Origin of the sequence: Mycobacterium sp. NPDC050441 (assembly GCF_040655355.1) — a bacterium.
In the GTDB taxonomy this organism is placed as follows: Bacteria; Actinomycetota; Actinomycetes; order Mycobacteriales; family Mycobacteriaceae; genus Mycobacterium.
In genome coordinates this window covers 519,277-540,235 of the sequence record NZ_JBFAJS010000003.1, presented here as the reverse complement: position 1 = coordinate 540,235, position 20,959 = coordinate 519,277, and the positions used below count along the sequence as shown (strand labels likewise).

Annotated in this window: 22 protein-coding genes; 16 read left to right on the top strand and 6 right to left on the bottom strand. The window is 66.6% G+C overall.

Annotated elements, in window-relative coordinates; all coding sequences use genetic code 11:
* The first annotated feature begins 262 nt into the window (after positions 1-262).
* Together AB0I14_RS11695 and AB0I14_RS11690 are read left to right on the top strand one after the other, a co-directional pair.
* On the top strand, positions 263-1,297 hold the full coding sequence (locus tag AB0I14_RS11695) for a zinc-dependent alcohol dehydrogenase family protein (RefSeq protein WP_358020569.1): 1,035 nt from the start codon (positions 263-265) through the stop codon (positions 1,295-1,297).
* Positions 1,294-2,088, top strand: a complete 795-nt coding sequence (locus AB0I14_RS11690) for an enoyl-CoA hydratase (protein ID WP_358020566.1) — start codon at positions 1,294-1,296, stop codon at positions 2,086-2,088. The genes AB0I14_RS11695 and AB0I14_RS11690 overlap by 4 nt, the downstream gene beginning before the upstream one ends.
* Before the next feature lie 217 nt (positions 2,089-2,305).
* Here the strand turns inward: AB0I14_RS11690 and AB0I14_RS11685 are convergent, their stop codons facing one another.
* The gene (locus tag AB0I14_RS11685; RefSeq protein ID WP_358020563.1) at positions 2,306-2,713 is read right to left on the bottom strand and encodes a nitroreductase family deazaflavin-dependent oxidoreductase; all 408 of its coding nucleotides are present in this window, start codon (positions 2,711-2,713) and stop codon (positions 2,306-2,308) included.
* 60 nt (positions 2,714-2,773) lie between these two features.
* Positions 2,774-3,235, bottom strand: a complete 462-nt coding sequence (locus AB0I14_RS11680) for an OsmC family protein (RefSeq protein ID WP_358020560.1) — start codon at positions 3,233-3,235, stop codon at positions 2,774-2,776.
* A gap of 157 nt (positions 3,236-3,392) precedes the next feature.
* Between AB0I14_RS11680 and AB0I14_RS11675 the strand changes: the two genes are divergently transcribed.
* The 5 genes from AB0I14_RS11675 (at position 3,393) to AB0I14_RS11655 (ending at position 7,171) form a co-directional block, all read left to right on the top strand.
* The gene (locus AB0I14_RS11675; protein ID WP_358020557.1) at positions 3,393-4,850 is read left to right on the top strand and encodes an amidase; all 1,458 of its coding nucleotides are present in this window, start codon (positions 3,393-3,395) and stop codon (positions 4,848-4,850) included.
* 146 nt (positions 4,851-4,996) lie between these two features.
* Positions 4,997-5,359: a DoxX family protein gene (locus AB0I14_RS11670; RefSeq protein ID WP_358020554.1), complete on the top strand. Its 363-nt coding sequence runs from the start codon at positions 4,997-4,999 to the stop codon at positions 5,357-5,359.
* A gap of 257 nt (positions 5,360-5,616) precedes the next feature.
* A complete protein-coding gene (locus tag AB0I14_RS11665; RefSeq protein WP_358020551.1) occupies positions 5,617-5,943 on the top strand; it encodes a hypothetical protein in 327 nt (108 codons plus the stop codon).
* A gap of 41 nt (positions 5,944-5,984) precedes the next feature.
* Positions 5,985-6,353 (top strand): heme-binding protein, encoded by a 369-nt coding sequence (locus tag AB0I14_RS11660; protein ID WP_358020548.1) that lies wholly within the window; start codon positions 5,985-5,987, stop codon positions 6,351-6,353.
* A gap of 35 nt (positions 6,354-6,388) precedes the next feature.
* A complete protein-coding gene (locus AB0I14_RS11655; RefSeq protein WP_358020545.1) occupies positions 6,389-7,171 on the top strand; it encodes a DUF4239 domain-containing protein in 783 nt (260 codons plus the stop codon).
* 91 nt (positions 7,172-7,262) lie between these two features.
* On the opposite strand, the gene AB0I14_RS11650 is transcribed toward AB0I14_RS11655, so the two are convergent.
* On the bottom strand, positions 7,263-7,553 hold the full coding sequence (locus AB0I14_RS11650; protein ID WP_055111427.1) for a WhiB family transcriptional regulator: 291 nt from the start codon (positions 7,551-7,553) through the stop codon (positions 7,263-7,265).
* A 437-nt stretch (positions 7,554-7,990) separates the two neighbouring features.
* On the opposite strand from AB0I14_RS11650, the gene AB0I14_RS11645 reads away from it, so the two are divergent.
* The 3 genes from AB0I14_RS11645 to AB0I14_RS11635 all read left to right on the top strand — a co-directional run bounded on the left by AB0I14_RS11645 (position 7,991) and on the right by AB0I14_RS11635 (position 10,651).
* Positions 7,991-8,788 (top strand): hypothetical protein, encoded by a 798-nt coding sequence (locus tag AB0I14_RS11645; protein ID WP_358020542.1) that lies wholly within the window; start codon positions 7,991-7,993, stop codon positions 8,786-8,788.
* A 101-nt stretch (positions 8,789-8,889) separates the two neighbouring features.
* A complete protein-coding gene (locus AB0I14_RS11640; protein ID WP_358020539.1) occupies positions 8,890-9,468 on the top strand; it encodes a sigma-70 family RNA polymerase sigma factor in 579 nt (192 codons plus the stop codon).
* Positions 9,461-10,651: an anti-sigma-D factor RsdA gene (locus AB0I14_RS11635; RefSeq protein ID WP_358020536.1), complete on the top strand. Its 1,191-nt coding sequence runs from the start codon at positions 9,461-9,463 to the stop codon at positions 10,649-10,651. Before AB0I14_RS11640 ends, AB0I14_RS11635 begins: the two co-directional genes overlap by 8 nt.
* Here AB0I14_RS11635 and AB0I14_RS11630 read toward each other — a convergent pair.
* Complete coding sequence (locus AB0I14_RS11630; RefSeq protein WP_003882245.1) at positions 10,642-11,046, bottom strand: DUF5319 domain-containing protein; 405 nt, start codon at positions 11,044-11,046, stop codon at positions 10,642-10,644. The two genes, AB0I14_RS11635 and AB0I14_RS11630, sit on opposite strands and share 10 nt — an antisense overlap.
* A 158-nt stretch (positions 11,047-11,204) precedes the next feature.
* On the opposite strand from AB0I14_RS11630, the gene guaB reads away from it, so the two are divergent.
* The 4 genes from guaB to phoU all read left to right on the top strand — a co-directional run bounded on the left by guaB (position 11,205) and on the right by phoU (position 16,536).
* Positions 11,205-12,746: an IMP dehydrogenase gene (guaB, locus tag AB0I14_RS11625; protein ID WP_358020530.1), complete on the top strand. Its 1,542-nt coding sequence runs from the start codon at positions 11,205-11,207 to the stop codon at positions 12,744-12,746.
* 38 nt (positions 12,747-12,784) lie between these two features.
* Positions 12,785-13,912, top strand: coding sequence for a GuaB3 family IMP dehydrogenase-related protein (locus AB0I14_RS11620; RefSeq protein WP_358021267.1), 1,128 nt, complete (start codon positions 12,785-12,787; stop codon positions 13,910-13,912).
* Positions 13,913-14,072: 160 nt separating this feature from the next.
* The gene (locus tag AB0I14_RS11615; RefSeq protein WP_358020527.1) at positions 14,073-15,809 is read left to right on the top strand and encodes a GMC family oxidoreductase; all 1,737 of its coding nucleotides are present in this window, start codon (positions 14,073-14,075) and stop codon (positions 15,807-15,809) included.
* A 67-nt stretch (positions 15,810-15,876) separates the two neighbouring features.
* Positions 15,877-16,536, top strand: coding sequence for a phosphate signaling complex protein PhoU (phoU, locus tag AB0I14_RS11610; RefSeq protein WP_358020524.1), 660 nt, complete (start codon positions 15,877-15,879; stop codon positions 16,534-16,536).
* A 4-nt stretch (positions 16,537-16,540) separates the two neighbouring features.
* Here phoU and AB0I14_RS11605 read toward each other — a convergent pair whose 3' ends face one another.
* On the bottom strand, positions 16,541-17,164 hold the full coding sequence (locus tag AB0I14_RS11605; protein ID WP_358021264.1) for a TetR/AcrR family transcriptional regulator: 624 nt from the start codon (positions 17,162-17,164) through the stop codon (positions 16,541-16,543).
* Between the two features lie 46 nt (positions 17,165-17,210).
* On the opposite strand from AB0I14_RS11605, the gene AB0I14_RS11600 reads away from it, so the two are divergent.
* The gene (locus AB0I14_RS11600; RefSeq protein ID WP_358020521.1) at positions 17,211-17,978 is read left to right on the top strand and encodes a hypothetical protein; all 768 of its coding nucleotides are present in this window, start codon (positions 17,211-17,213) and stop codon (positions 17,976-17,978) included.
* A complete protein-coding gene (locus AB0I14_RS11595) occupies positions 17,978-19,996 on the top strand; it encodes a YhgE/Pip domain-containing protein (protein WP_358020518.1) in 2,019 nt (672 codons plus the stop codon). Before AB0I14_RS11600 ends, AB0I14_RS11595 begins: the two co-directional genes overlap by 1 nt.
* Here the strand turns inward: AB0I14_RS11595 and AB0I14_RS11590 are convergent, their stop codons facing one another.
* On the bottom strand, positions 19,997-20,896 hold the full coding sequence (locus AB0I14_RS11590; RefSeq protein WP_358020515.1) for a TauD/TfdA family dioxygenase: 900 nt from the start codon (positions 20,894-20,896) through the stop codon (positions 19,997-19,999).
* Between the last annotated feature and the right edge of the window lie 63 nt (positions 20,897-20,959).

The window sequence follows — 20,959 nt, the reverse complement described above, 5'->3', positions numbered from 1 at the left end:
GAAGTTCCTCCATGCCATTGGATTTCCTGTTGGTTCTGGAATGGCAGGCCGCCGAAAGGGACGGACAACGAGAGCCTGGGCAACCGGCAGGCGCACGAACCTTGTACGGCCAACGGAACAGATGTAGGTGACGCGCGAACGTTGCTGACCGGCCGGGTCCGTGTGCGCGCTCGGACGGTTTCACGCCCCAGAACAACGGCCACAGGCCTAGCCTCGAGGCGTTGGGTCTCATCTGGCGTCTGGACTACTGAAGGAACCGAACATGCGAGCAACCGTGATGTATGGAGCCGGCGACGTGCGGGTCGAGAACGTGCCCGACGCAACCTTGAAGGAACCCACCGATGCCGTCGTGCGGGTTACCCGAGCCTGCATCTGCGGCAGCGATCTATGGCCGTACCAATCCATGCCGCACACGGACGGTGGCCGGCGGATGGGCCACGAGTTCATCGGAATCATCGAAGAAGTCGGCGCGGACGTCTCGGGTTTCAGGCGCGGCGATCTGGTGGTAGCCCCCTTCGTCTGGGCGGACAACACCTGCGATTTCTGCCAGGAAGGGCTGCAGACGTCGTGCCGGCACGGTGGTGGGTGGGGCGCGCGCGGTGTCGACGCCGGCCAGGGCGAGGCTGTGCGGGTTCCCCAGGCGCAGGGCACGCTGGTGAAGCTTCCGGTCGCAGAAGATTCTGCGTTGATGGCGTCGCTGCTGACGCTGTCGGACGTCTTCTGTACCGGTCATCACGGCGTGGTGACCGCAGGCGTGCGGCCGGGATCCTCGGTGACTGTCATCGGCGACGGCGCGGTGGGGCTGTGCGCAGTGTTGGCCGCCAAGCGGTTGGGTGCCGAGCAGATCATCCTGAACGGACGCCACACCGTCCGGACCGACCTCGGTCGCGAGTTCGGCGCCACCGACGTCGTCGCCGAACGTGGCGACGAAGCCGTCGAGAAGATCCGTGAACTGACCGGCGGTGACGGGACGCATGCGGTGATCGAATGCGTCGGGACCGAGCCGTCGCTCGCCACCGCCCTCGACGCGGTGCGTGCCGGTGGCCGCGTCAGCCGGCTCGGGGTATCTCAATACACCGAGGTGCCAATGGGTTTCGGCACCTTCTTTCGCAATGTCACCCTCACCGGCGGCGTCGCACCGGCCCGCGCCTACATCGAGGAACTCATGCCCGATGTTCTCGACGGCGCCATCGAGCCCGGACGGGTCTTCGACCGCACCATCGGGCTCGACGACACCCCCGACGGCTATCGCGCCATGGCCAACCGTGAGGCCCTCAAGGTGTTGATCCAGCCATGACGCTGCTGCGGCAAGATCGCGACGACCGTGGCGTCGTCACCCTCACCCTCGATCGCCCCCAGGCGTTCAACGCGCTGTCCGAGGCAATGCTGAGCGCACTGGGCGAGGCGATCGATGCGCTGGCCGAGGACAAGACGGTGCGGGCCGTGATCCTCGGAGCTTCCGGCAAGGCCTTCTGTGCCGGGCATGACCTCAAGGAAATGCGGGCCGAGCCGTCACTGGCGTACTACGAGCAATTGTTCGAACAGTGCACCAAGATGATGCTGTCGATCCAGCGACTGCCGGTGCCGGTGATCGCACGGGTCCAGGGACTCGCGACGGCAGCGGGTTGCCAGCTCGTCGCGATGTGCGATCTCGCGGTGGCGGCTCGGGACGCGCGTTTCGCGGTCAGCGGCGTCAACGTCGGGCTGTTCTGCGCAACCCCGGGAGTGGCGCTGTCGCGCAACGTGCCTCGCAAGGTCGCGTTCGAGATGCTCGTGACCGGCGAGTTCATCTCTGCTGAGCAGGCATGCACGCTGGGACTGGTAAACCGCGTAGTTCAGGCCGAGGCCCTCGACGACGAGATCGAGGCGCTGGTCGCGAGCATCGTCGCGAAACCCCGGGTCGCCGTTGCGATGGGAAAAGCGTTGTTCTACCGGCAGATCGACGTCGACATCGAGTCCGCCTATGCCGACGCCGGTACGACGATGGCCTGCAACATGATGGATCCGAGCGCTCTCGAAGGTGTGCAGGCCTTCATCGAAAAACGCCCGCCGGCTTGGCCGTCGGTACCTCATGCGGCGCGCGGTTAGGACGAGCGCTTGTTCCGGCTCTTCTGGCCCACCGTGCGGGCCGCAGATCAGTGTGCTTCAACCGGCGGATTGGGGTAGGAACGGTGCCGTTGATCGACAGGCCCGGGCCGACGCCATACTTGCCGCCGCGCAAACCGTGACCGGTGAGGCCTATCAAATCGGCGTCCATCTGGCTCTGCCGGTGGCGGCGTGGTCGCAGACGGCGGTCGGCTGACGGCTAACGGCGCTGCAGCTCGATCACCGGGATGATGCGGTCGGTCTTGGTTTGGTACTCCCCGAATCCCGGAGCCTGCTCGACGATGCTCGGGTAGGCGGCGTCCCGCTCGTCCAGCGACATTTCCCGCGCCCGGACGTCGTAGGCATCGGTGCCGATTTCGATGTGGGCGTCGGGGTGCGCCCGCAGATTGTGCAACCATGCCGGGTCGACGTCGGCGCCACCGTAGGAGCCGACGACGGCCAGCTTCCCGTCAATGTCGAAAGCCATCACCGGGTTGACGCGCTCCTTGCCGGACTTGGCCCCGGTGGTGTGCAGCAGGAGCAGGTTCGCTCCCTCGAACTGGCCGCCGACCTTGCCCCCGTTGGTGCGGAACTCGGCGATGATCTGGTCATTCCAGTTGTCGGTCATGACACCTTCCTACGCTGGGACATCGCGTCGGTGCACTCAGTTCACGAAATCGCCGCCGGATCAGCGCTCAGTCGTGGTGATGTGGACTTCAGAGGTCAGGGTCAGGTGTACGGGACACCGTTCGGCGATATCCATCAGCCGTTGCCGTTGGGTGTCGTCGAGGTCGCCGATCAGCTCGATCTCGCGATCGATCTGGTCGAGCATGCCCTTGGCGGTCTCGCAGTCGGCGCAGTCTTTGGCGTGAATACGTGAGTGCCGCAACGTCACTCGTACCTGATCGAGCGGCCATCCCTTGCGGTTGGCGTACATCCGCACCGTCATGGACGTACACGCACCCAGACCGGCCAGCACCAGGTCATAGGGATTCGGACCGGCATCGCCGCCGACCGGGAGAGGCTCGTCGGCGACGAATTGATGGCGCCCGGCGGTGATCTGCTGGGTGTAGGTGCCCGCGCCGGTCTCGGCCACGGTCACCACACCGACCGGTGATGCGGTGTCGCGCCCAGAATCCTCAGCTGTCATGCCGCTCTCCTCCGCAAGTCGATCGATGGCTGCAGACGGATCGTCGCATGAGTTGCCGCCAGATTTAGGGCACTTTCACGACTGTTCGCCTTGAGAACTGGCCGTTGCGGGAAGCGGCATTTTATGGCTCCAGCGGCGGCCCTTTAGCGTCGGACTCATGGAGTGGAATTTTCAGTCGGCCGGCGAGTTGGCGGCCGCGTTGCGCGCCGGTGAAGTGTCCTCGGTGGAACTGACCGAGGCGGCGATCGCCAGGATCGAGCGGGATGACAAGGCGCTCAACGCGATCTGTGTGCCGGACTTCGATCGCGCGCGGGAGGCCGCGCGACGCGCCGACCAGGCGCGTACCCGGGGTGAGGACCGGCCTCTGCTGGGTATTCCGGTGACGGTCAAGGAGTCCTACAACATGGCCGGGCTGCCCACTACCTGGGGCATGCCGCAGTACCGGGACTTTGTGCCAGCCGAGGACGCGTTACAGGTGTCGCGGCTCAAGGCCGCCGGCGCGGTGGTGCTCGGTAAGACCAACGTGCCTGTGGGGTTGCAAGACTTGCAGAGTTTCAACGAGATCTACGGCACCACCAACAATCCGTGGGATCACGGCCGTACGTCGGGCGGATCCTCCGGTGGCTCGGCCGCGGCCCTGGCCGCCGGTTTCGGTGCCCTGTCCATCGGTTCCGACCTCGCCGGTTCGCTGCGCACCCCCGCACACTTCTGCGGCGTCTACGCACACAAACCGACACTCGGGCTGGCCCCGCTGCGCGGTATGACGCCGCCGCCTACGCCGGCCCTGCCGGTCGATGCCGACCTCGCTGTCGTCGGTCCGATGGCGCGCACTGCCCGCGACCTCACACTCCTGCTCGATGTGATGGTCGGACCCGACCCGCTGACGCTCGGCGTGGCACACAACGTGACGCTGCCGCCCCCACGCCACGAGGAATTGGGCGACTTCCGGGTCTTGGTCCTCGACGAGCACCCGTTCCTTGCTACCGGGGCCGCGGTGCGCGCCGGCATCAACCGGGTGGCGGACGCCCTCATCTCCAGCGGTGCCCGCGTCGAACGACACAGTCCACTGCTGCCCGATCTGGCCGAAGCCGCGTCGCTGTACACGCAGTTACTGTTTTCCAGCACCTCGGCGCGATTCCCCGTCGACGCATACGAGCAGCTGCAAACCCTCGCGGCCGGTCTGGGCACAGACGACCGAAGTCTCGACGCGGCGCGGCTGCGCGGAATGGTGTTGACCCACCGCGACTGGATCGAGTTGAACAACCGGCGCGAGCTCCACCGTCAGGGCTGGCGGCAGCTGTTCGAGCAGTTCGACGCCGTGGTGTGCCCGATCACGCCGACGCCCGCGTTCCCGCACGACCACAACCCAGATCTGCTGGAGCGTCGGATCGACGTCGACGGCGTGGAGTACCCGTTCTTCGACCAGCTCGTGTGGGCCGGTGCGGCCACGATGCCCGGCCTGCCGGCTACCGCCGTACCTGCGGGGCAGTCCGCCGAGGGCCTGCCGGTGGGAGTCCAGCTCATCGGTCCGATGTTCGAGGACCGCACGTCTCTGCGGCTGGCCGAACTGCTCGAACAACAGATCGGCGGGTTCCAAGCACCTCCGGGCGCCTAGCCCGCCAACGTCACGTCGACCGGTGCCGATCCTCCTCGAATCGGGCGGCCAGGGTCTCCAGGTCGTTCACACCGTCACCTTTCGGGCGTGGGAAACGTCATCAAGGTGAACCACCACCACAACAACCGAACAGGGAGACGACCATCATGACCCTACAACTCGGCACGATCGCGGCCGTGATCGTCGCGATCGCCATCGTGGCCAATGGGGCGATGGCTCTCGCGGACCTCGTCGGGGTCCGCTTCGTCCTGGCCAACTCTGCAGAGGTCGGCGTCCCGCGGGCCTGGGTACCGACGCTCGGGCTGCTCAAGGGCGCAGGCGCCGTCGGACTGCTCGTGGGCCTATTGGCCTTTCCACCGCTGGGCATCGCCGCGGCGATCGGGCTGATCGCGTTTTTCGTGGGCGCCGTCATCACCCACATCCGCGCGCGGGTGTTCTACAACATCGCTTTTCCCGCTGCGTTCCTTGCGCTCGCGGTGCTGGCGCTGAGCGCCTTCGCGGCGGGCTGACCGAAGTCAGATCACCCGACACGAAGTCCCCCGCTCCGCAACGGGATTGGCGGTCTACATGTTTGCTGAAGACGGCCCGTCCCGGGCTGGCGTTAGTCGTGCGACTACGTCAGTTGTTTGAAACAGGAACAGTTCTGGCCCGACGGCTTTCCCATTGCGTCAATTTCTCTGTATTTGCAGGTCATGGGCTATAGCGTCGCGGCGTGAGGGTCGCCAGGCCCCAGTCATGTGCAAGGCGGACGCAAAAGGGGAAAGCCATGCGGTCGACGCAGCGCTATCTGGTTCTGGGAGCGGTATGGGCGCTGGTGCCGGTCGGGTTCGTCACCACGGCACCAGCGGCGAAGGCCGACTGCACCAGCTCGGGCTATGCCACCGTCTGCGCGCAGGGCGACGTACGCGGTGCTGACGGAGTGCCCAGGACCGCCACAGCGGTAGTGCCGTATCCCTGTGAAAACGACTGGTATTGCGGCACCGATTGGGATCTCGATGTCGACTGGAACCCGGGCCGGCCTGGAATCGGCGGTCCCGGCGGTCCCGGTGGTCCGGGGCGTCCCGGTGGGGGCGGTGGCATCAGGCCACGTTGAGAGATTGCGATACCTGTCGACAACTTGCTGAAGGAGCCAACATGTTGCCTCAACTTGTCACCCCCCGCGCGCTGGGCGCAGCGATCGGCGCCGGCGCCCTCGCCGGCCTGACGCTGCTGGCCGCAGCGACTGCCACAGCAGATCCGCCGGCGCCTGTGCCGCCACCGTGCACGGCCGCGGAGTTGGCGCGCGTCATGTCCGGTGTCACCTTCGACACGTCGAACTACTTGATCGCCCACCCCGACGTCAACGATTTCTTCACCGGTCTCAAGGGCCAGCCCAAGGACCAGATCAGCGACAAGGTTCGAACCTATCTGGAGGCCAACCAGACGGTTCGCGACGAACTTCAGCGCATCAAGCAGCCCTCCGTCGATTTCCGTCAGCGGTGCGGAGTTTCCGAGACACCCTGACCGATCCGGTGGCTGTGGTGCGGCGGAGGTGAGTGATGGCCGGACTGGGACTGCCAGGTCTGTGGCTGTTCCTGACCGTGGTGATCGGCGCGTCGGTTGCGTTGGCGGTCGGGGCCGTGTGGCTGGCCAACAGGACGGTCTATCGCGCGGGTGCCACCCCGCAGACGGGGTCGCTGTCGCCGTTTCTGACGACTGTCGCACTGGTCTATGGCGCCCTGCTCGGTTTCACCGTTGTCGTTGCGTGGGAACAGTTCTCATCGGCCGAGGCGAACGTGACCAACGAATCGTCGACCTTGGCGACGATGTACCGGCAGACGGTGAGCCTGCCGGCGCCCGAGCAGACCGCGATGAGAGACCTGCTGCGTACGTATACCGCCGCCGTGCAAGCCGAATGGGACAGCCAGGGAACCGGCGATGCGAGTACGTCGGCGCGAGCCGCGATCACCGACATGTACGGCATGCTCGGGCAGCAGCAATCGCCGAGTGCGGACCCAATCAATGCGGAGATCCGCGAGCAACTCAATGTCTTGACGTCTCAACGCAACACCCGCGTGCTGGACGCGAAGCCCCGGATTCCGGGACTGCTGTGGAGTGGGTTGCTTTTCGGTGCCGTGCTGCTCATCGGACTCACCGGCTACACCCACCTCGGTAACACGTTCAATCACATGATCCTGTCGAGCGCGATCGCCATCCTGCTCGGGCTACTGCTCTTCCTGATCTTCTGGCTGGATCATCCGTTCGGGCGTGAGCTCGGTGTCACTCCAGCGGTGTTCGACTACACGGTCCAAGTCTTCGACGGGGTCGACCATCGGGCCTAGCCGTTGACTAGTAGTTCGGCGTTAGGCGCTCGGCGCATACGAAAGCCCCATTCCGTACCGCGGAATGGGGCCTTCGAGAGTTTGCTGCGGCTCAGGCGCTGCGGCGGATGCCCCGCTTGAGCAAGAGCTCGCGCTCGGACTCGCTCAAGCCGCCCCAGATGCCATACGGTTCGCCGACGGCGAGCGCGTGGGTGCGGCACTGGGTGATCACCGGGCAGCTGCGGCACATCTCCTTGGCGCGCACCTCACGCTGCGCCCGGGCGCGCCCACGCTCGCCGTCGGGATGGAAGAACACCGACGAATCGACTCCACGGCAAAGTCCCTGCATTTGCCAATCCCAGATATCCGCATTGGGTCCGGGAAGTTGCTGCGGCTGCGGCATTTGGAAAACCCCTCTCTGCTCGCCCATTTCGCCAGAAGTGGGCGGGTATGAGTCGGTGGAACCGAACTGAGCTCATGTCGCCGATGACCGCTCGTGCACACAAACTAGGGGGGTCCGATAAAGCGAGTCAATACCTTGCGGGTGTGCCAAAGGACATAACCGCAGGTCGAGAATTTACATCACGTTCATCATTGTGACGCAGTGACTGAGACATCGGTGTTAAGGATCTGCTAGAGGTCTTCAGGTTTTGCCTGCTCGGACCGGCGGGGGCGCCGGACGCTATTCCGGGCAGTCGATAGTTAGTTGACCTGCCATTAACATTCGGGCCATTAATTGTTAACTAATAGTCGCCCGCAACCTGAATTTCGGCGTATCCGTCGGTACCGGGTTGCCCGCGAGCCTGGCAATACCGGCCGTATTGATAGCGTCGCTGACCGATGACCGCAATCGCAGAGGGCGCCGGAGCCCTGGCTGACGCCGCTTTCGGGGCCGACCCCGGCCGCTGGCCGCTGCCCAGCGCGACCACCCCGCACGAGCGCTGGCTGCGGGCAGTCGCCGCAGGTGGGCAGGGGCGGTACGCCTGCGCGCTCACCGATCTTGCCGAGATCCTGCGGTGTCAGCACTCCGGTCCGTTGGTGTCGCTGGCGCACAGCACCCGCGCTTCGTTTCTTCGCCAGCTGGGCGGGCACACCCGCGCTCGTGGCGCCGACGGTCAAGCGTGGGCTCATCGCGGTGACGACGACGAGGCCGCTGCCGATGCGCTCGTCGGGCTCGCCGCGGATGCCCTCGGGATCGGTCGGTTCGGCGTATCGGCCCGACTGCTCGACCGCGCGCGTGCCATCGACACTCCCGGCGACTCGCGACAGTGGATCCGGCTGTCGTGGGTGAGTGCCGAACTGGCGATGGTTCAGGGCGATGGCTCCGCGGCCGTTCAGCATGCCCGTCGCGGTATCGCGGCGGCGGCCGGACACAGCTCGACGCGCCACGTCGTCAAATCTGAAGTCGTGCTGGCCGCGGCGCTGTGCAGCGCCGGCGAGTTCGACGCCGCCCGGGAGGTCGCCGACGCGGCACTGCCGGCCACCGAGAAATCTGGGCTGATCCCGCTGCGCTGGGCGCTGGCCTGCGTGCTGGCCGACATCGGAAGTAGCACGCACGACGCTGCCCAAATCAGCCGGATCCGGGACCTCAGCGCCGATACTGTGCGTCGCAGAGGCGGCGTGTGGGCCGGCGCCTAGAACCGGCACCGGCACGGTTCCGCCTTCGTTGATCGTTATTGTTTAGCTGAGCCAATCGACGCGAGTGTCGGTGCAACGTAACGCTGGAGAGATCGCCCACGATGACAAGTTCGGGAGACCGTCTCGACATTGTCGTTGCTGAGGCAGTGGCAGGTGATCGGAACGCGCTCTCGGAAGTGCTGGAGATCATTCGGCCGATCGTCGTTCGTTATGTCCGGGCGAGGGTGGGGGCGACCGAGCGCAGTGGTCTGTCAGCTGATGACGTTGCGCAGGAGGTGTGCTTGGCCGCCATTACGGCGCTGCCGCGCTACAAAGATCAGGGACGCCCGTTCCTGGCCTTTGTCTACGGCATCGCTGCGCACAAGGTTGCTGACGCGCATCGCGCGGCAGCCAGGAACCGTGCCGAGCCCACCGAGGTGGTGCCCGAGCGGTTTTCCCTTGACGCGGGGCCCGAGCAGTCCGCTCTCGACACCGAATCTTCTGAACGGATGGCCCGGCTGCTGTCCGTGCTGCCCGAGAAACAGCGCGAGATCCTGATCCTGCGTGTCGTGGTCGGGATGAGTGCCGAGGAGACCGCTGAGGCCGTCGGGAGCACCGCCGGCGCCGTTCGTGTCGCCCAGCACCGTGCACTGGCCCGGCTGAAGAACGAGATCATGGCGACGGGGCGGGATCATGCCTGACTTCGGCCGCTGGACCTCAAACGGTGGTGATCCGTCCCTCAACGAGATCAACCGGTCCGAGAAATTCATCGAGGCGCTGTCCCTCGAGCATCAGGTCTATGCGACCGACCGGGAGGAGGCCGAACTGGCCGTCCTGCTGACCGGGTGGCGCGACGACGCACGCCGCACCCCGATGTCGGGTATCGCGACGCCGCGCGAGGCCGTCAAGGCGCTCGACAAGGCCACGGCGCACGGGCGCGTGCGTTTCCCGATGGCGCTGGTGGGGTCGATGGCCGCCGCCGTGCTGTGCCTCGGCGGGTTCGGGGCGGCCGTGTACGGCTCCGGCCCGGGCGATGCCCTGTACGGCGTGCGCGGACTGGTCTTCGGGTCAGCGCCGGTGACCCGCGACGTGGGGGTCGAGCTGGCGTCGAGCGAGCTCAAACAGGTCCAGCAGATGATCGACGACGGGCAGTGGGAACAGGCCCAGCAGAAGTTGCAGACCATCACCACCACGGTTGCCACCGTCGGCGACGAGCAGCGCAAGCAGGAACTCGTCGACCAGTGGCAGCAGCTGTCGGTCAAGGTGGAGAACCGCGACCCGAACGCGACCGTGCCGCCCGATGCGCCGCCGGTGGTGTTGCCCGAGGTGACGGTGACGACGACGCCGTCGCCGACCGCGAGCACGCCGGGGGAGACCCCGACGTCCACACCGGCGACGACGGGCCCGTCGACCTCGCCGACAGAGCCCAGCCCGGGTTCGGAGACGTCCACGCCATCCACGTCGCCGTCGGAGAACCCGACGTCCCAACCGACGACCACTCAGCCGTCGACCCCGTCGTCCTCGACCGCGGCACCGACGCCGTCGAGCAGTGCTGAGCCGACGACGAGCGCGTCGGCTCCTGCGACGGCGTCGTCGTCATCCGCACCACAGACGTCGGTGACGCACACATCGTCGGCTCCGACCACTTCGGCGGCGCCGGCGGCCGAAGCTCCTCCGGCGACCACCACGACGGTCGCGCCGACCGTGGAGCCGACATCTGTGCCGTCAGCACCGCCGGCGCGCACGACACCGGCCGCGCCTGCAGAGACTGGCAGTGGCGGAAGTCACGAAAGCCCGTCGGGCGGGCACAGCGGAGAGGGTCCGGCTATGCCGGCTATCGAGGTGCCCCTGTTGCCGGGGCTAGGCGGCGGCGGTCAGCGGTAGCCGTCGGTGTCCGAGGTGGCTTCGTTGAGGGATGCGTCGGCGTAGCCGCGGCAGTAGTCCCATGTCACGTAGGCATCGGGTTCGGGGTCGTATGCTGGCTCGTGCGGGCGCACCGTGCCGTCGACAAGCAGCTGCAGCAGGTTGGCGCGCAGCATGTCCCAGTCGTGGTAATGGTCCTGCTGGCATTCGTCGCAGCACACGACGAGACCACGAATTCCCTTGTGCGCCAACAGCGCCTCGTACACCGCGAGATCGGCTAGATCAGCCTCGACAGCCGTCCGTTCCTGGGGGTCCAGAGGCTGGCCCGGCTCGATCGCGTCCAGCGCAGCAGAAGGATCGCAAGGATCATCGGCAAACGGATCGGGCGGCAAACCAGGGGGGAGGTGGTCACGCACGAGTCCCACACTACGCAGCCGTACAGGTATCGCGCCAGCCGTCCTGATGCGGGCCGTGATCTGCGCCGTGAGGTGCAAGGAGCGGCAACATCACTGTCAATATCGGAGCCGATAGAATCGGGTTATAAGCCCCACGCCTGCCACTGGAGGCCCCACCCATGTCGATCGCTGAAAGCAGCGTTCCCATCGCCGTACCGGTGCCCACCGGCGGCGACGATCCCACCAAGATCGCAATGCTCGGTCTCACCTTTGATGATGTGCTGCTGCTGCCGGCTGCCTCTGATGTAGTCCCGGCCACCGCTGACACCTCGAGCCAGCTGACCCGGAACATCCGTCTGCGGGTGCCGATGGTGAGCTCCGCGATGGACACCGTCACCGAATCGCGGATGGCCATCGCGATGGCCCGCGCCGGGGGCATGGGTGTGCTGCACCGCAACCTTCCGGCCGCCGAACAGGCCGCCCAGGTGGAGACGGTGAAGCGGTCCGAGGCCGGTATGGTCACCGACCCGGTGACCTGCTCGCCGACGAACACCCTGGCCGAGGTCGACGCGATGTGCGCCCGGTTCCGGATCTCCGGTCTCCCGGTCGTCGACGAGGCTGGGCAGCTCGTCGGGATCATCACCAACCGCGACATGCGCTTCGAGGTCGACGAGAACAAGCCCGTCGCCGAGGTGATGACCAAGGTGCCGCTGATCACCGCGCAAGAAGGCGTGTCCGCCGAGGCTGCGCTGGGCCTGCTGCGCCGCCACAAGATCGAGAAGCTGCCGATCGTCGACGGACACGGCAAGCTGACCGGCCTGATCACGGTCAAGGACTTCGTCAAGACCGAGCAGTTCCCGTTGTCGACCAAGGACAGCGACGGCCGGCTGCTGGTCGGCGCCGCGGTCGGCGTCGGCGATGACGCCTGGGCGCGGGCCATGACACTGGTCGACGCCGGAGTCGACGTGCTGATCGTCGACACCGCCCACGCCCACAACCGTGGCGTGCTCGACATGGTGGCGCGGTTGAAGCAGACCGTGGGAAACCGTGTCGAGGTCGTCGGCGGGAACGTCGCGACCCGTGCCGCGGCCGCTGCGCTGGTGCAGGCCGGCGCCGACGCCGTCAAGGTCGGTGTGGGTCCCGGCTCGATCTGCACCACCCGTGTGGTCGCCGGTGTCGGCGCCCCGCAGATCACCGCCATCTTGGAGGCGGTGGCAGCCTGTCGCCCCTACGGCGTCCCGGTGATCGCCGACGGCGGCCTGCAGTACTCGGGCGACATCGCCAAGGCGCTGGCGGCCGGCGCATCGACGGCCATGCTGGGCTCGCTGCTGGCCGGCACCGCCGAATCACCCGGTGACCTGATCTTCGTCAACGGCAAGCAGTTCAAGAGTTACCGCGGCATGGGCTCACTGGGTGCCATGCAGGGACGCGGCGGTGGCAAGTCCTACTCCAAGGACCGCTACTTCCAGGACGATGTGCTCTCCGAGGACAAGCTGGTGCCCGAGGGCATCGAGGGCCGGGTGCCGTTCCGCGGCCCGCTGGGGTCGGTGATCCATCAGCTGACGGGCGGGTTGCGGGCAGCCATGGGCTACACCGGCTCGGCGACCATCGAGCAGTTGCAGCAGGCGCAGTTCGTCCAGATCACGGCGGCCGGGTTGAAGGAAAGCCACCCGCACGACATCACCATGACTGTCGAGGCCCCCAACTACTACACCCGCTGAACCGGTGGGGCAGGAGACTAAGAACAGTCATGCGCGACATGGTTGAAATCGGCATGGGCAGAACCGCCCGCCGCACCTATGAGCTCGACGACGTCACGATCGTGCCCTCGCGGCGCACCCGCTCGTCGAAGGACGTCTCGACGGCCTGGCAGCTCGATGCCTACCGCTTCGAGGTCCCGGTCATCGCACACCCGACCGATTCCCTGGTGTCGGTGGAGTTCGCGATCGAGATGGGCCGGCTCGGCGGTCTCGGCGTGCTCAACGGCGAGGGCCTGATCGGCCGGCACGCCGATGTCGAGGAGAAGATCGCCCAGGTGCTGGACGTCGCGGCGTCGGCACCTGACGATTCGGCCGCGATCCGGATGCTGCAGCAGCTGCATGCCGCGCCGCTGGATCCCGAGCTGCTCGGCGCGGCGGTGGCCCGTATCCGTGAGGCCGGCGTGACGGTCGCGGTCCGCGTCAGCCCGCAGAACGCCCAGGCGCTGACCCCGACGCTGGTGGCCGCCGGGATCGACCTGCTGGTCATCCAGGGCACCATCATCTCCGCCGAGCGGGTTGCCTCCGACGGCGAGCCGCTCAACTTGAAGACCTTCATCTCCGAACTCGACATACCGGTGGTGGCCGGCGGCGTGCTCGACCATCGCACTGCCCTGCACCTGATGCGCACCGGCGCGGCCGGCGTGATCGTCGGCTACGGCTCCACGGCCGGGGTCACCACCAGCGACGAGGTGCTCGGCATCAGCGTGCCGATGGCCACAGCGATCGCCGACGCGGCGGCTGCCCGTCGGGAATACCTCGACGAGACCGGCGGCCGCTACGTGCACGTGCTGGCCGACGGCGACATCCACACCTCCGGTGACCTGGCCAAGGCGATCGCCTGCGGTGCCGACGCCGTCGTGCTGGGCACGCCGCTGGCGGTGGCTGCCGAGGCTCAGGGCGCCGGCTGGTTCTGGCCGACCGCGGCTGCGCACCCGTCGTTGCCGCGCGGGGCGCTGCTGCAGGTGGCGGTCGGGGAGCGGCCGGGCCTGGAGCAGGTGCTGACCGGGCCGTCCGATGACCCGTTCGGGTCGTTGAACCTGGTCGGTGGCCTGCGTCGGTCGATGGCCAAAGCCGGGTACTGCGATCTCAAGGAGTTCCAGAAGGTGGGCCTGAGCGTCGGGAGCTGATCTCCAGCGTCGGCTCGATCCGCTTTCTGCGCCAGGGTTGTCTCAAGCGTTCGACCACGACCCTGGCGTAGAAATGGCCGACCCAGGAAGCACAGGCTTCTTTACAAGTTAGGGCTTCCTGTCTAGAAAGTTACCTCTCGGTAGGTCCATACTTATGGGCATGCAGCCTGACTATGACGTCTTGGTGATCGGTTCGGGATTCGGCGGCAGCGTCAGTGCGCTGCGGCTCACCGAGAAGGGCTATCGAGTCGGTGTACTCGAGGCCGGCCAGCGGTTCGCCGATGCGGACTTCGCCAAGACCTCCTGGGACCTGCGGAAGTTCCTCTGGGCACCGCAGCTGGGCATGTACGGCATCCAGCGCATCCACTTGCTGCGCAATGTGATGATCCTGGCCGGCGCCGGTGTGGGCGGCGGATCGCTGAACTACGCCAACACCCTGTACGTGCCGCCGGACCCGTTCTTCAACGACCCGCAGTGGAAGGACATCACCGACTGGCGGGCCGAGCTGATGCCGCACTACGACCAGGCCCAGCGGATGCTCGGGGTGGTGAAGAACCCGACCTTCACCGACGCGGACCGCATCGTCAAAGAGGTCGCCGACGACATGGGTTGCGGGGATACGTTCGTCGCCACGCCGGTCGGGGTGTTCTTCGGTCTCGACGGTGAGATAACTCCCGGCAAGACGGTGCCGGACCCCTACTTCGGTGGAGCCGGTCCGGCCCGCACCGGGTGTATCGAGTGTGGGGAATGTATGACCGGCTGCCGCCACGGCGCCAAGAACACACTTGTCAAGAACTACCTCGGCCTGGCGGAATCGGCTGGGGCGCAAGTGCATCCGATGACCACGGTGACGAGCTTCGAGCAGCGTGCCGACGGGCTGTGGGAGGTCGCCACCGTGCGCACCGGTAGCAAGCTGCGTCGCAAGCGCAAGACGTTCACCGCGAAGCACCTGGTTCTCGCGGCCGGGACCTACAACACCCAGAAGCTGCTGTTCAAGATGCGCGATACCGGCAAGCTGAACAAGCTCTCGGCCAAACTCGGCGTGCTGACCCGGACCAACTCCGAGTCGATCGTGGGTGCGCAGACCCTCACGGTGACACCCGGCATGGATCTCACCCACGGCGTGGCCATCACCTCCTCGGTGCATCCCACCGCCGATACTCACGTCGAGCCGGTGCGCTACGGCAAGGGTTCCAACGCGATGGGCCTGCTGCAGACGCTGATGACCGACGGCACCGGGCCGCAGGGCACGGATGTGCCGCGCTGGCGGCAGTTCCTGGACCAGGGTCGCCAGGATCCGCGCAAGCTGATCCGCCTCCTCAACCCGCAGCGGTGGAGCGAGCGCACCGTGATCGCGCTGGTGATGCAGCACCTGGACAACTCGATCACCACCTTCACCAAGCGTGGGCCCGGGGGCAAGCGGGTGATGACGTCCAAACAGGGCCACGGCGAACCGAATCCGACGTGGATCCCGGTGGGCAACGAGTTCACCAGGCGGATGGCGGAGAAGGTCGACGGTGTCGCAGGCGGCACCTGGGGCGAGCTGTTCAACATCCCGCTCACCGCGCACTTCCTCGGCGGGGCGGCCATCGGCGACAGCGCCGAGCACGGCGTCATCGACCCGTATCAGCGTGTGTACAACTACCCGACGCTCTATGTCATGGACGGCGCGGCGATCTCGGCGAACCTCGGGGTGAATCCGTCGCTGTCGATCACCGCGCAGGCCGAACGCGCGGCGTCGCTCTGGCCGAACAACGGGCAGGACGACGAGCGGCCGGGGCAGGATGAGCCGTATCGGAAACTGGCACCGATCGCGCCCGAGCATCCTGTGGTGCCGGCCGAGGCGCCCGGCGGGTTGCGGCGGCTGCCCATCGAGCCGGTCAACTCAGGGGGTTAGCTCGCGCCCGATTCCGGGTATCTAACCCTCACCGGGGCGGCGAGGGCCCCGGGGGAGGGTGCGGTCGATGCGCGAGGCGTTCCACGACGAGTTGGCGGCTTTGTGTGACCAGCTCGCCGAGATGTGCGGGCTGGTGGTCAGTGCGATGCAGCGGGCCAACCAGGCACTGCTCGAATCGGATCTGTCGTTGGCCGAGCAGGTCATCGCCGACCAGGAACACATCGCCGTCTCCGGCCGCCGCATCGAGGAGTCGGCTTTTCGGCTGCTGGTGTTGCAGCAGCCCGTGGCCAGTGAGCTGCGCACGGTGGTCGGTTCGATGCACATCGCGGCCGATCTCGATCGGATGGGTGCGCTCGCGGTCCACGTGGCCGACATCTCCCGGCTGCGTCATCCCGTTTGCGCCCTGCCGGACGAGGTGCGGGCGAGTTTCACCGAGATGGGTGCGCAGGCGGTGGGGTTGGCGCAGACCGCCCAGGACGTGCTGGTGTCGCGGGACCCCGACGTCGCCGCGCGTCTGCGTGATGAGGATGACGCCGTCGACGCCGAGCACCGGCACTTGTTCACTCTGCTGTTGGACCGTCAGTGGGATGACGGGGTGTGCTCGGCGGTCGACGTTGCACTGTTGGGCCGCTACTACGAGAGGTTCGCCGATCACGCGGTCGAGATCGGCAAGCGGGTGATCTTCGAAGCCACGGGCGGCCGGCCCATGCACAAGAAGCTGGCCTGAGCGGTTACTCCCCGTCGGGGGTGGATTCCAGCAGCGCGGTGAACAGCCGGGTCAGCGTGTCGATGTCGATCGTGCCCGGTTGGAGCACCTCCTCGGTGGCGATACCGGAGATGATCGTGACCACCAACTGGGCGAGTGCCGACAGCTGCTTCCCCGGCAGTGACGTGCCCGCCTGTTCGACGATGCGCAGGGCTTGATCGGCGGCTGTGCGGCGGCGGGCCACCAGGCGTTCGCGCAGCTCGGGATCGCGTACCGCGCGCAGCCAGTACTCGATCAGCACGATCTGGTACTCGTTCTGGTCGTGGATTGAGTCCAGCGTTGCGCGGCTCAGCGCTGCGGCGATCGCGGCGGTGTCGCCGTGCCCACTGTCGAGCGCGGTTGCGATGAGTGCCCCGCGGCTCTCGAACTGCCGGTCCAGCAGGGCCAGGAACAACTCGTCCTTGGATTCGAAATTGGAATACACCGCGCCCTTGGTGAACCCCGCGGCGTGACCGATGGCGTCGATGGTGGCTCCGGCGAATCCTTCGGCCGCGAAAACCGTTAGCGCGGCATCCAAGATCCGGTCGCGAACCTCATCGCGCGTGGGGCGGGTGCGTGCCGGTTTGACAGCAGTCATGACCCACACAATACTCGCTAGTATCGAATGGATACCAGTGAGTATCGAAAGGTCGGAGATGGAAGACAAGGACGACGTCGCGGACACCAAGGAGACCGAGGTGGCCGAGACGTCCTCAGGGTCCGAAGAGGCGTCCGAAGTGGACGTCCATGACGACGAGGAAGGCGCGGAGGATGCGCCGCAGATCACCACGGCCGGACTCGGGGTCGACGGCGAGCACGGCCCGCTGTTCTCCGGCATCGACCTGGAGCTCACACCTGGATTTCACGCCATCCAGATGCCCGGGGGATGGGGTCAGACCGCTCTGCTGCTGACACTGGCCGGACGCCTGGCGCCCACCCACGGCACCGTGACGGTCTGCGGTGAGTCTCGTCCCCGCGACATCCGGCGGCACTGCGCGATCGCGGCCTTCGCCGACATCGACGAACTCGAGGACTCGGTCACCGTTCGGACGGTGCTCGCCGAGCAACGCCGATGGCTGGCCCCGTGGTACCGGCGGGTGCCGGCCGAGGCCGGTCAATCCGCGCTACGGGAGGTGTTCGGAGAACTGACGCCGCCCGCACCGGAGACCTACATCAGTGAACTGTCCGACCTCGACCTGTTCCTGCTGAAGGTCACCCTGGCGCTGTTCTCGAATCGCCCGATCCTGGTGGTCGGAGATCTCGAGCAGGTCAGGGACAACTGCCGGCGCGCGATCGCGGTCGAGCGGCTCGGTGCCATCGCGACGCAGCGCAGTGTCGTTGTCGGCGTGACCAATCCGCTCGGCCATGAAGCTCCCGACCACGGTCTGCACGACCACCGCATCCTTACCGGAAAGAACTCCTGATGCTGAATCGTCTTCGCGCAAGCGGCTCATCCCCAGCAGCCGGGCGTGCCTTCGGCCCCCCGGCTGCCGGTCTCGCCTTCGGCTCGGAAATCAAACGCTTCGGCCGCAGCCGGATGACCCGGGCCGCGATCGTGGTGCTGATGCTGCTGCCGCTCGTCTACGGCGCGCTGTACCTCTGGGCCTACTGGGATCCCTTCGGTCAGGTCGACAAAATGCCGGTGGCACTGGTCAATTCGGACCGGGGTGCCGTGGTGTCGGGACAGCAGGTCAATGTCGGCGCCGAGATCGCCAAGAGCTTGACCGACGATGCCAGCCTGAACTGGCATGTGGTGGATGAGGAAGAGGCGCGCAGTGGCGTCGACCACGGCACGTACTACTTCATGCTCGAGCTGCCCCCGGATTTCAGTGAGGCGATCGCATCACCGCTGACCGGAACGCCCAAACAGGCCAACCTGAATGCGGTCTACAACGACGCCAACAACTACATCTCGTCGAACATCGGCCGCACCGCGATCGACCAGGTGCTCAATGCGGTGTCGACGCGGATCTCGGGCCAGGCGGTCAACCAGGTGCTCTCGGTCGTGGTCAGCTCCGGTGCGGGGATCAAGCAGGCCGCCGACGGCGCGGCCCAACTCGCCGACGGGGCAGTGAAAGTCGATGACGGCGCCGGTCAGCTGGCGGCCGGGCTGCACGACGCACGGTCCGGCTCGGCGCAGCTGGCCACCGGCGCCAAGCAGCTCTCCGATGGGATCAACAAGGCCACTGATCCGCTGGTCGCGGTGACCTCGGCGCTGTCGAAGATCGGCGGCGACACGCAGAAATTGGAAGACGGCACCGTAGCGCTGCGGCAGGCCAATGACCAGATCGGCGCCATCACCGGTGCGCAGGACTCCGCCGCGACGGCGCTGACTTCGGTGATCGACCAGCTGTCGACCAGCCCCGATCCGATCGCAAACAATGCCGCCGGAACGCTGCGCGGGGTGGCGGATGACCTTCGGGCCCACCAGTTCACGCCGCAGATTCGCCAGCAGCTCACCGACGCCGAGAACGCGGCGATCTCGATGACCTCATCACTGCGTAACCCCGGCAGCCCGCTGAACTCCGCGCTTGATCAGGTGGGCAGTAAGAACTCCGATCTCAGCGCCAAACTGAACCAGCTGCGCGGTGGAGCCCAGCAGCTCGCCTCTGGCAACGCCGAATTGGCCAGTGGGATAGCCAAACTCGACACAGGTGCCGGGCAGCTGAAATCCGGCACCACCCAGTTGCGTAGCGGATCGGCCGAGCTGGCCGCCAAGCTCGCCGACGGTGCCGGGCAGGTGCCGGATTGGACTCCCGCGCAGAAGGAGGCGATCGCCGACACCATCGGCGGCCCGGTTCACCTGCAGAACTCGGCTGAGAACTCCGCGCCCAATTTCGGCACCGGGATGGCGCCGTTCTTCATCACGCTCGCCCTGTTCTTCGGTGCGCTCGTGCTGTGGATGGTGTTGCGGCCGTTGCAGAACCGACCGATTGCCGCGGAGGTGCTGGCGATCAGGGTGGTGCTCGCCAGCTACCTGCCCGCCGCGGTCATCGGGGTGTTCCAGGCGATCATTCTGTACTGCGTGGTGCGGTTCGCGCTCGGCATGCAGGTGGTGCACCCGGTAGCGATGCTGGGCTTCATGATCCTGGTGTCGTGCGCCTTTGTGGCCGCGACGCAAGCGGTCAACGCCCTCGTCGGCCCCGCGGTGGGGCGGGTGCTGCTGATGGCCCTGCTCATGCTCCAGTTGGTCAGCGCCGGCGGGATGTACCCGGTGGAGACCACGTCACGGCCGTTCCAGGTGTTTCACAGCTACGATCCGATGACGTACGGCGTCAACGGATTACGACAGCTCATCCTGGGTGGGATCGACCACCGGCTCTGGCAGGCGATCATCGCACTCCTGGCGATCTGGGCGGGTGCCCTGACCATCTCGGCCTTGTCGGCCAGGCGCAACCGGCTGTGGAACATGACCAGGCTGATGCCGGCGATCAAGATGTAGTCAGACCGCCTGCAGTAGCGCGGCGTCCGCGAGGGGGCGGCTGGGCTGCCCGTGGATGTCGACGGGAACATCACCGGAAAGCGTCACACGGTGCATCACCCGGCGCTGATCGTCGTAGTCGTCGACCGCACGGTGCTGGGTGGCCCGGTTGTCCCACATCGCGACGTCGCCGGGAGCCCAGTTCCAGCGAATCGTGTTCTCCGGAACGGTGATCCGACGCTGCAGCAACTCCAGCAGGGCAGCGGATTCATGGCTGTCCAAGCCGAGGAAGCCGCGGGTGAAGTCGCCGGCCACCAGGGTGCGCTCACCGGTTTCCGGATGCACCCGAACCACAGGGTGTTCGGTGCGGAAGTCCGGCTTCTCGAACGCGGCCTTCATCTGCTGCTGTTCGTCGCTCAGTGCGGCGACCGATGCGGCTGCGTAGTCGTAACGGTTGCTGTGGACGGCCCAAAGGTTCTCGGTGAGGGCTTTCAGCGGTGCCGGCAAGTGGTCGTAGGCGGCCACGGTCGATGCCCACAGGGTGGATCCGCCGTATGCGGGCAGCGTCACCGCCCGCAGGATTGAGATAGCCGGGTAGTCCGGCACGAACGTGACGTCGGTGTGCCAGCGAGTGGCCTTGGCGTACTCGGAGTCCAGCGGCGTGATGATCGGGGCGTCGGCCTGCTTGAGTGCGTGGTGGCCGACGGGCTTGCCCATCAGTCGCGCGAAGGCGTGGTGCTCCTCGTCGGTCAGGCCGTGCTGGCCGCCGAAGAAGACCACTTTGTGCTCGAGCAGCGCGCGCCGGATCTCGGCGACCGTGGCCTCATCGAGGTCCCCGCCCAGTTTCACGCCGTCGATGCGGGCGCCGATTCGGCTGCCGAGCTTGGTGACAGTGAGGGGAGTGGTCGTGGAAGCGGTCATCGGCGTGTCCTTTGTCCTGGTGGGAACAGGTGTAGTCAGGTGACTACACCTGCATGTGAGCTA

Coding starts and splice junctions, on each gene's coding strand:
- AB0I14_RS11695 (WP_358020569.1), top strand. CDS start 263: ATGCGAGCAACCGTGATGTATGGAGCCGGCGACGTGCGGGTCGAGAAC.
- AB0I14_RS11690 (WP_358020566.1), top strand. CDS start 1,294: ATGACGCTGCTGCGGCAAGATCGCGACGACCGTGGCGTCGTCACCCTC.
- AB0I14_RS11685 (WP_358020563.1), bottom strand. CDS start 2,713: ATGACCGACAACTGGAATGACCAGATCATCGCCGAGTTCCGCACCAAC.
- AB0I14_RS11680 (WP_358020560.1), bottom strand. CDS start 3,235: ATGACAGCTGAGGATTCTGGGCGCGACACCGCATCACCGGTCGGTGTG.
- AB0I14_RS11675 (WP_358020557.1), top strand. CDS start 3,393: ATGGAGTGGAATTTTCAGTCGGCCGGCGAGTTGGCGGCCGCGTTGCGC.
- AB0I14_RS11670 (WP_358020554.1), top strand. CDS start 4,997: ATGACCCTACAACTCGGCACGATCGCGGCCGTGATCGTCGCGATCGCC.
- AB0I14_RS11665 (WP_358020551.1), top strand. CDS start 5,617: ATGCGGTCGACGCAGCGCTATCTGGTTCTGGGAGCGGTATGGGCGCTG.
- AB0I14_RS11660 (WP_358020548.1), top strand. CDS start 5,985: ATGTTGCCTCAACTTGTCACCCCCCGCGCGCTGGGCGCAGCGATCGGC.
- AB0I14_RS11655 (WP_358020545.1), top strand. CDS start 6,389: ATGGCCGGACTGGGACTGCCAGGTCTGTGGCTGTTCCTGACCGTGGTG.
- AB0I14_RS11650 (WP_055111427.1), bottom strand. CDS start 7,553: ATGCCGCAGCCGCAGCAACTTCCCGGACCCAATGCGGATATCTGGGAT.
- AB0I14_RS11645 (WP_358020542.1), top strand. CDS start 7,991: ATGACCGCAATCGCAGAGGGCGCCGGAGCCCTGGCTGACGCCGCTTTC.
- AB0I14_RS11640 (WP_358020539.1), top strand. CDS start 8,890: ATGACAAGTTCGGGAGACCGTCTCGACATTGTCGTTGCTGAGGCAGTG.
- AB0I14_RS11635 (WP_358020536.1), top strand. CDS start 9,461: ATGCCTGACTTCGGCCGCTGGACCTCAAACGGTGGTGATCCGTCCCTC.
- guaB (WP_358020530.1), top strand. CDS start 11,205: ATGTCGATCGCTGAAAGCAGCGTTCCCATCGCCGTACCGGTGCCCACC.
- AB0I14_RS11620 (WP_358021267.1), top strand. CDS start 12,785: ATGGTTGAAATCGGCATGGGCAGAACCGCCCGCCGCACCTATGAGCTC.
- AB0I14_RS11615 (WP_358020527.1), top strand. CDS start 14,073: ATGCAGCCTGACTATGACGTCTTGGTGATCGGTTCGGGATTCGGCGGC.
- phoU (WP_358020524.1), top strand. CDS start 15,877: ATGCGCGAGGCGTTCCACGACGAGTTGGCGGCTTTGTGTGACCAGCTC.
- AB0I14_RS11600 (WP_358020521.1), top strand. CDS start 17,211: ATGGAAGACAAGGACGACGTCGCGGACACCAAGGAGACCGAGGTGGCC.
- AB0I14_RS11595 (WP_358020518.1), top strand. CDS start 17,978: ATGCTGAATCGTCTTCGCGCAAGCGGCTCATCCCCAGCAGCCGGGCGT.
- AB0I14_RS11590 (WP_358020515.1), bottom strand. CDS start 20,896: ATGACCGCTTCCACGACCACTCCCCTCACTGTCACCAAGCTCGGCAGC.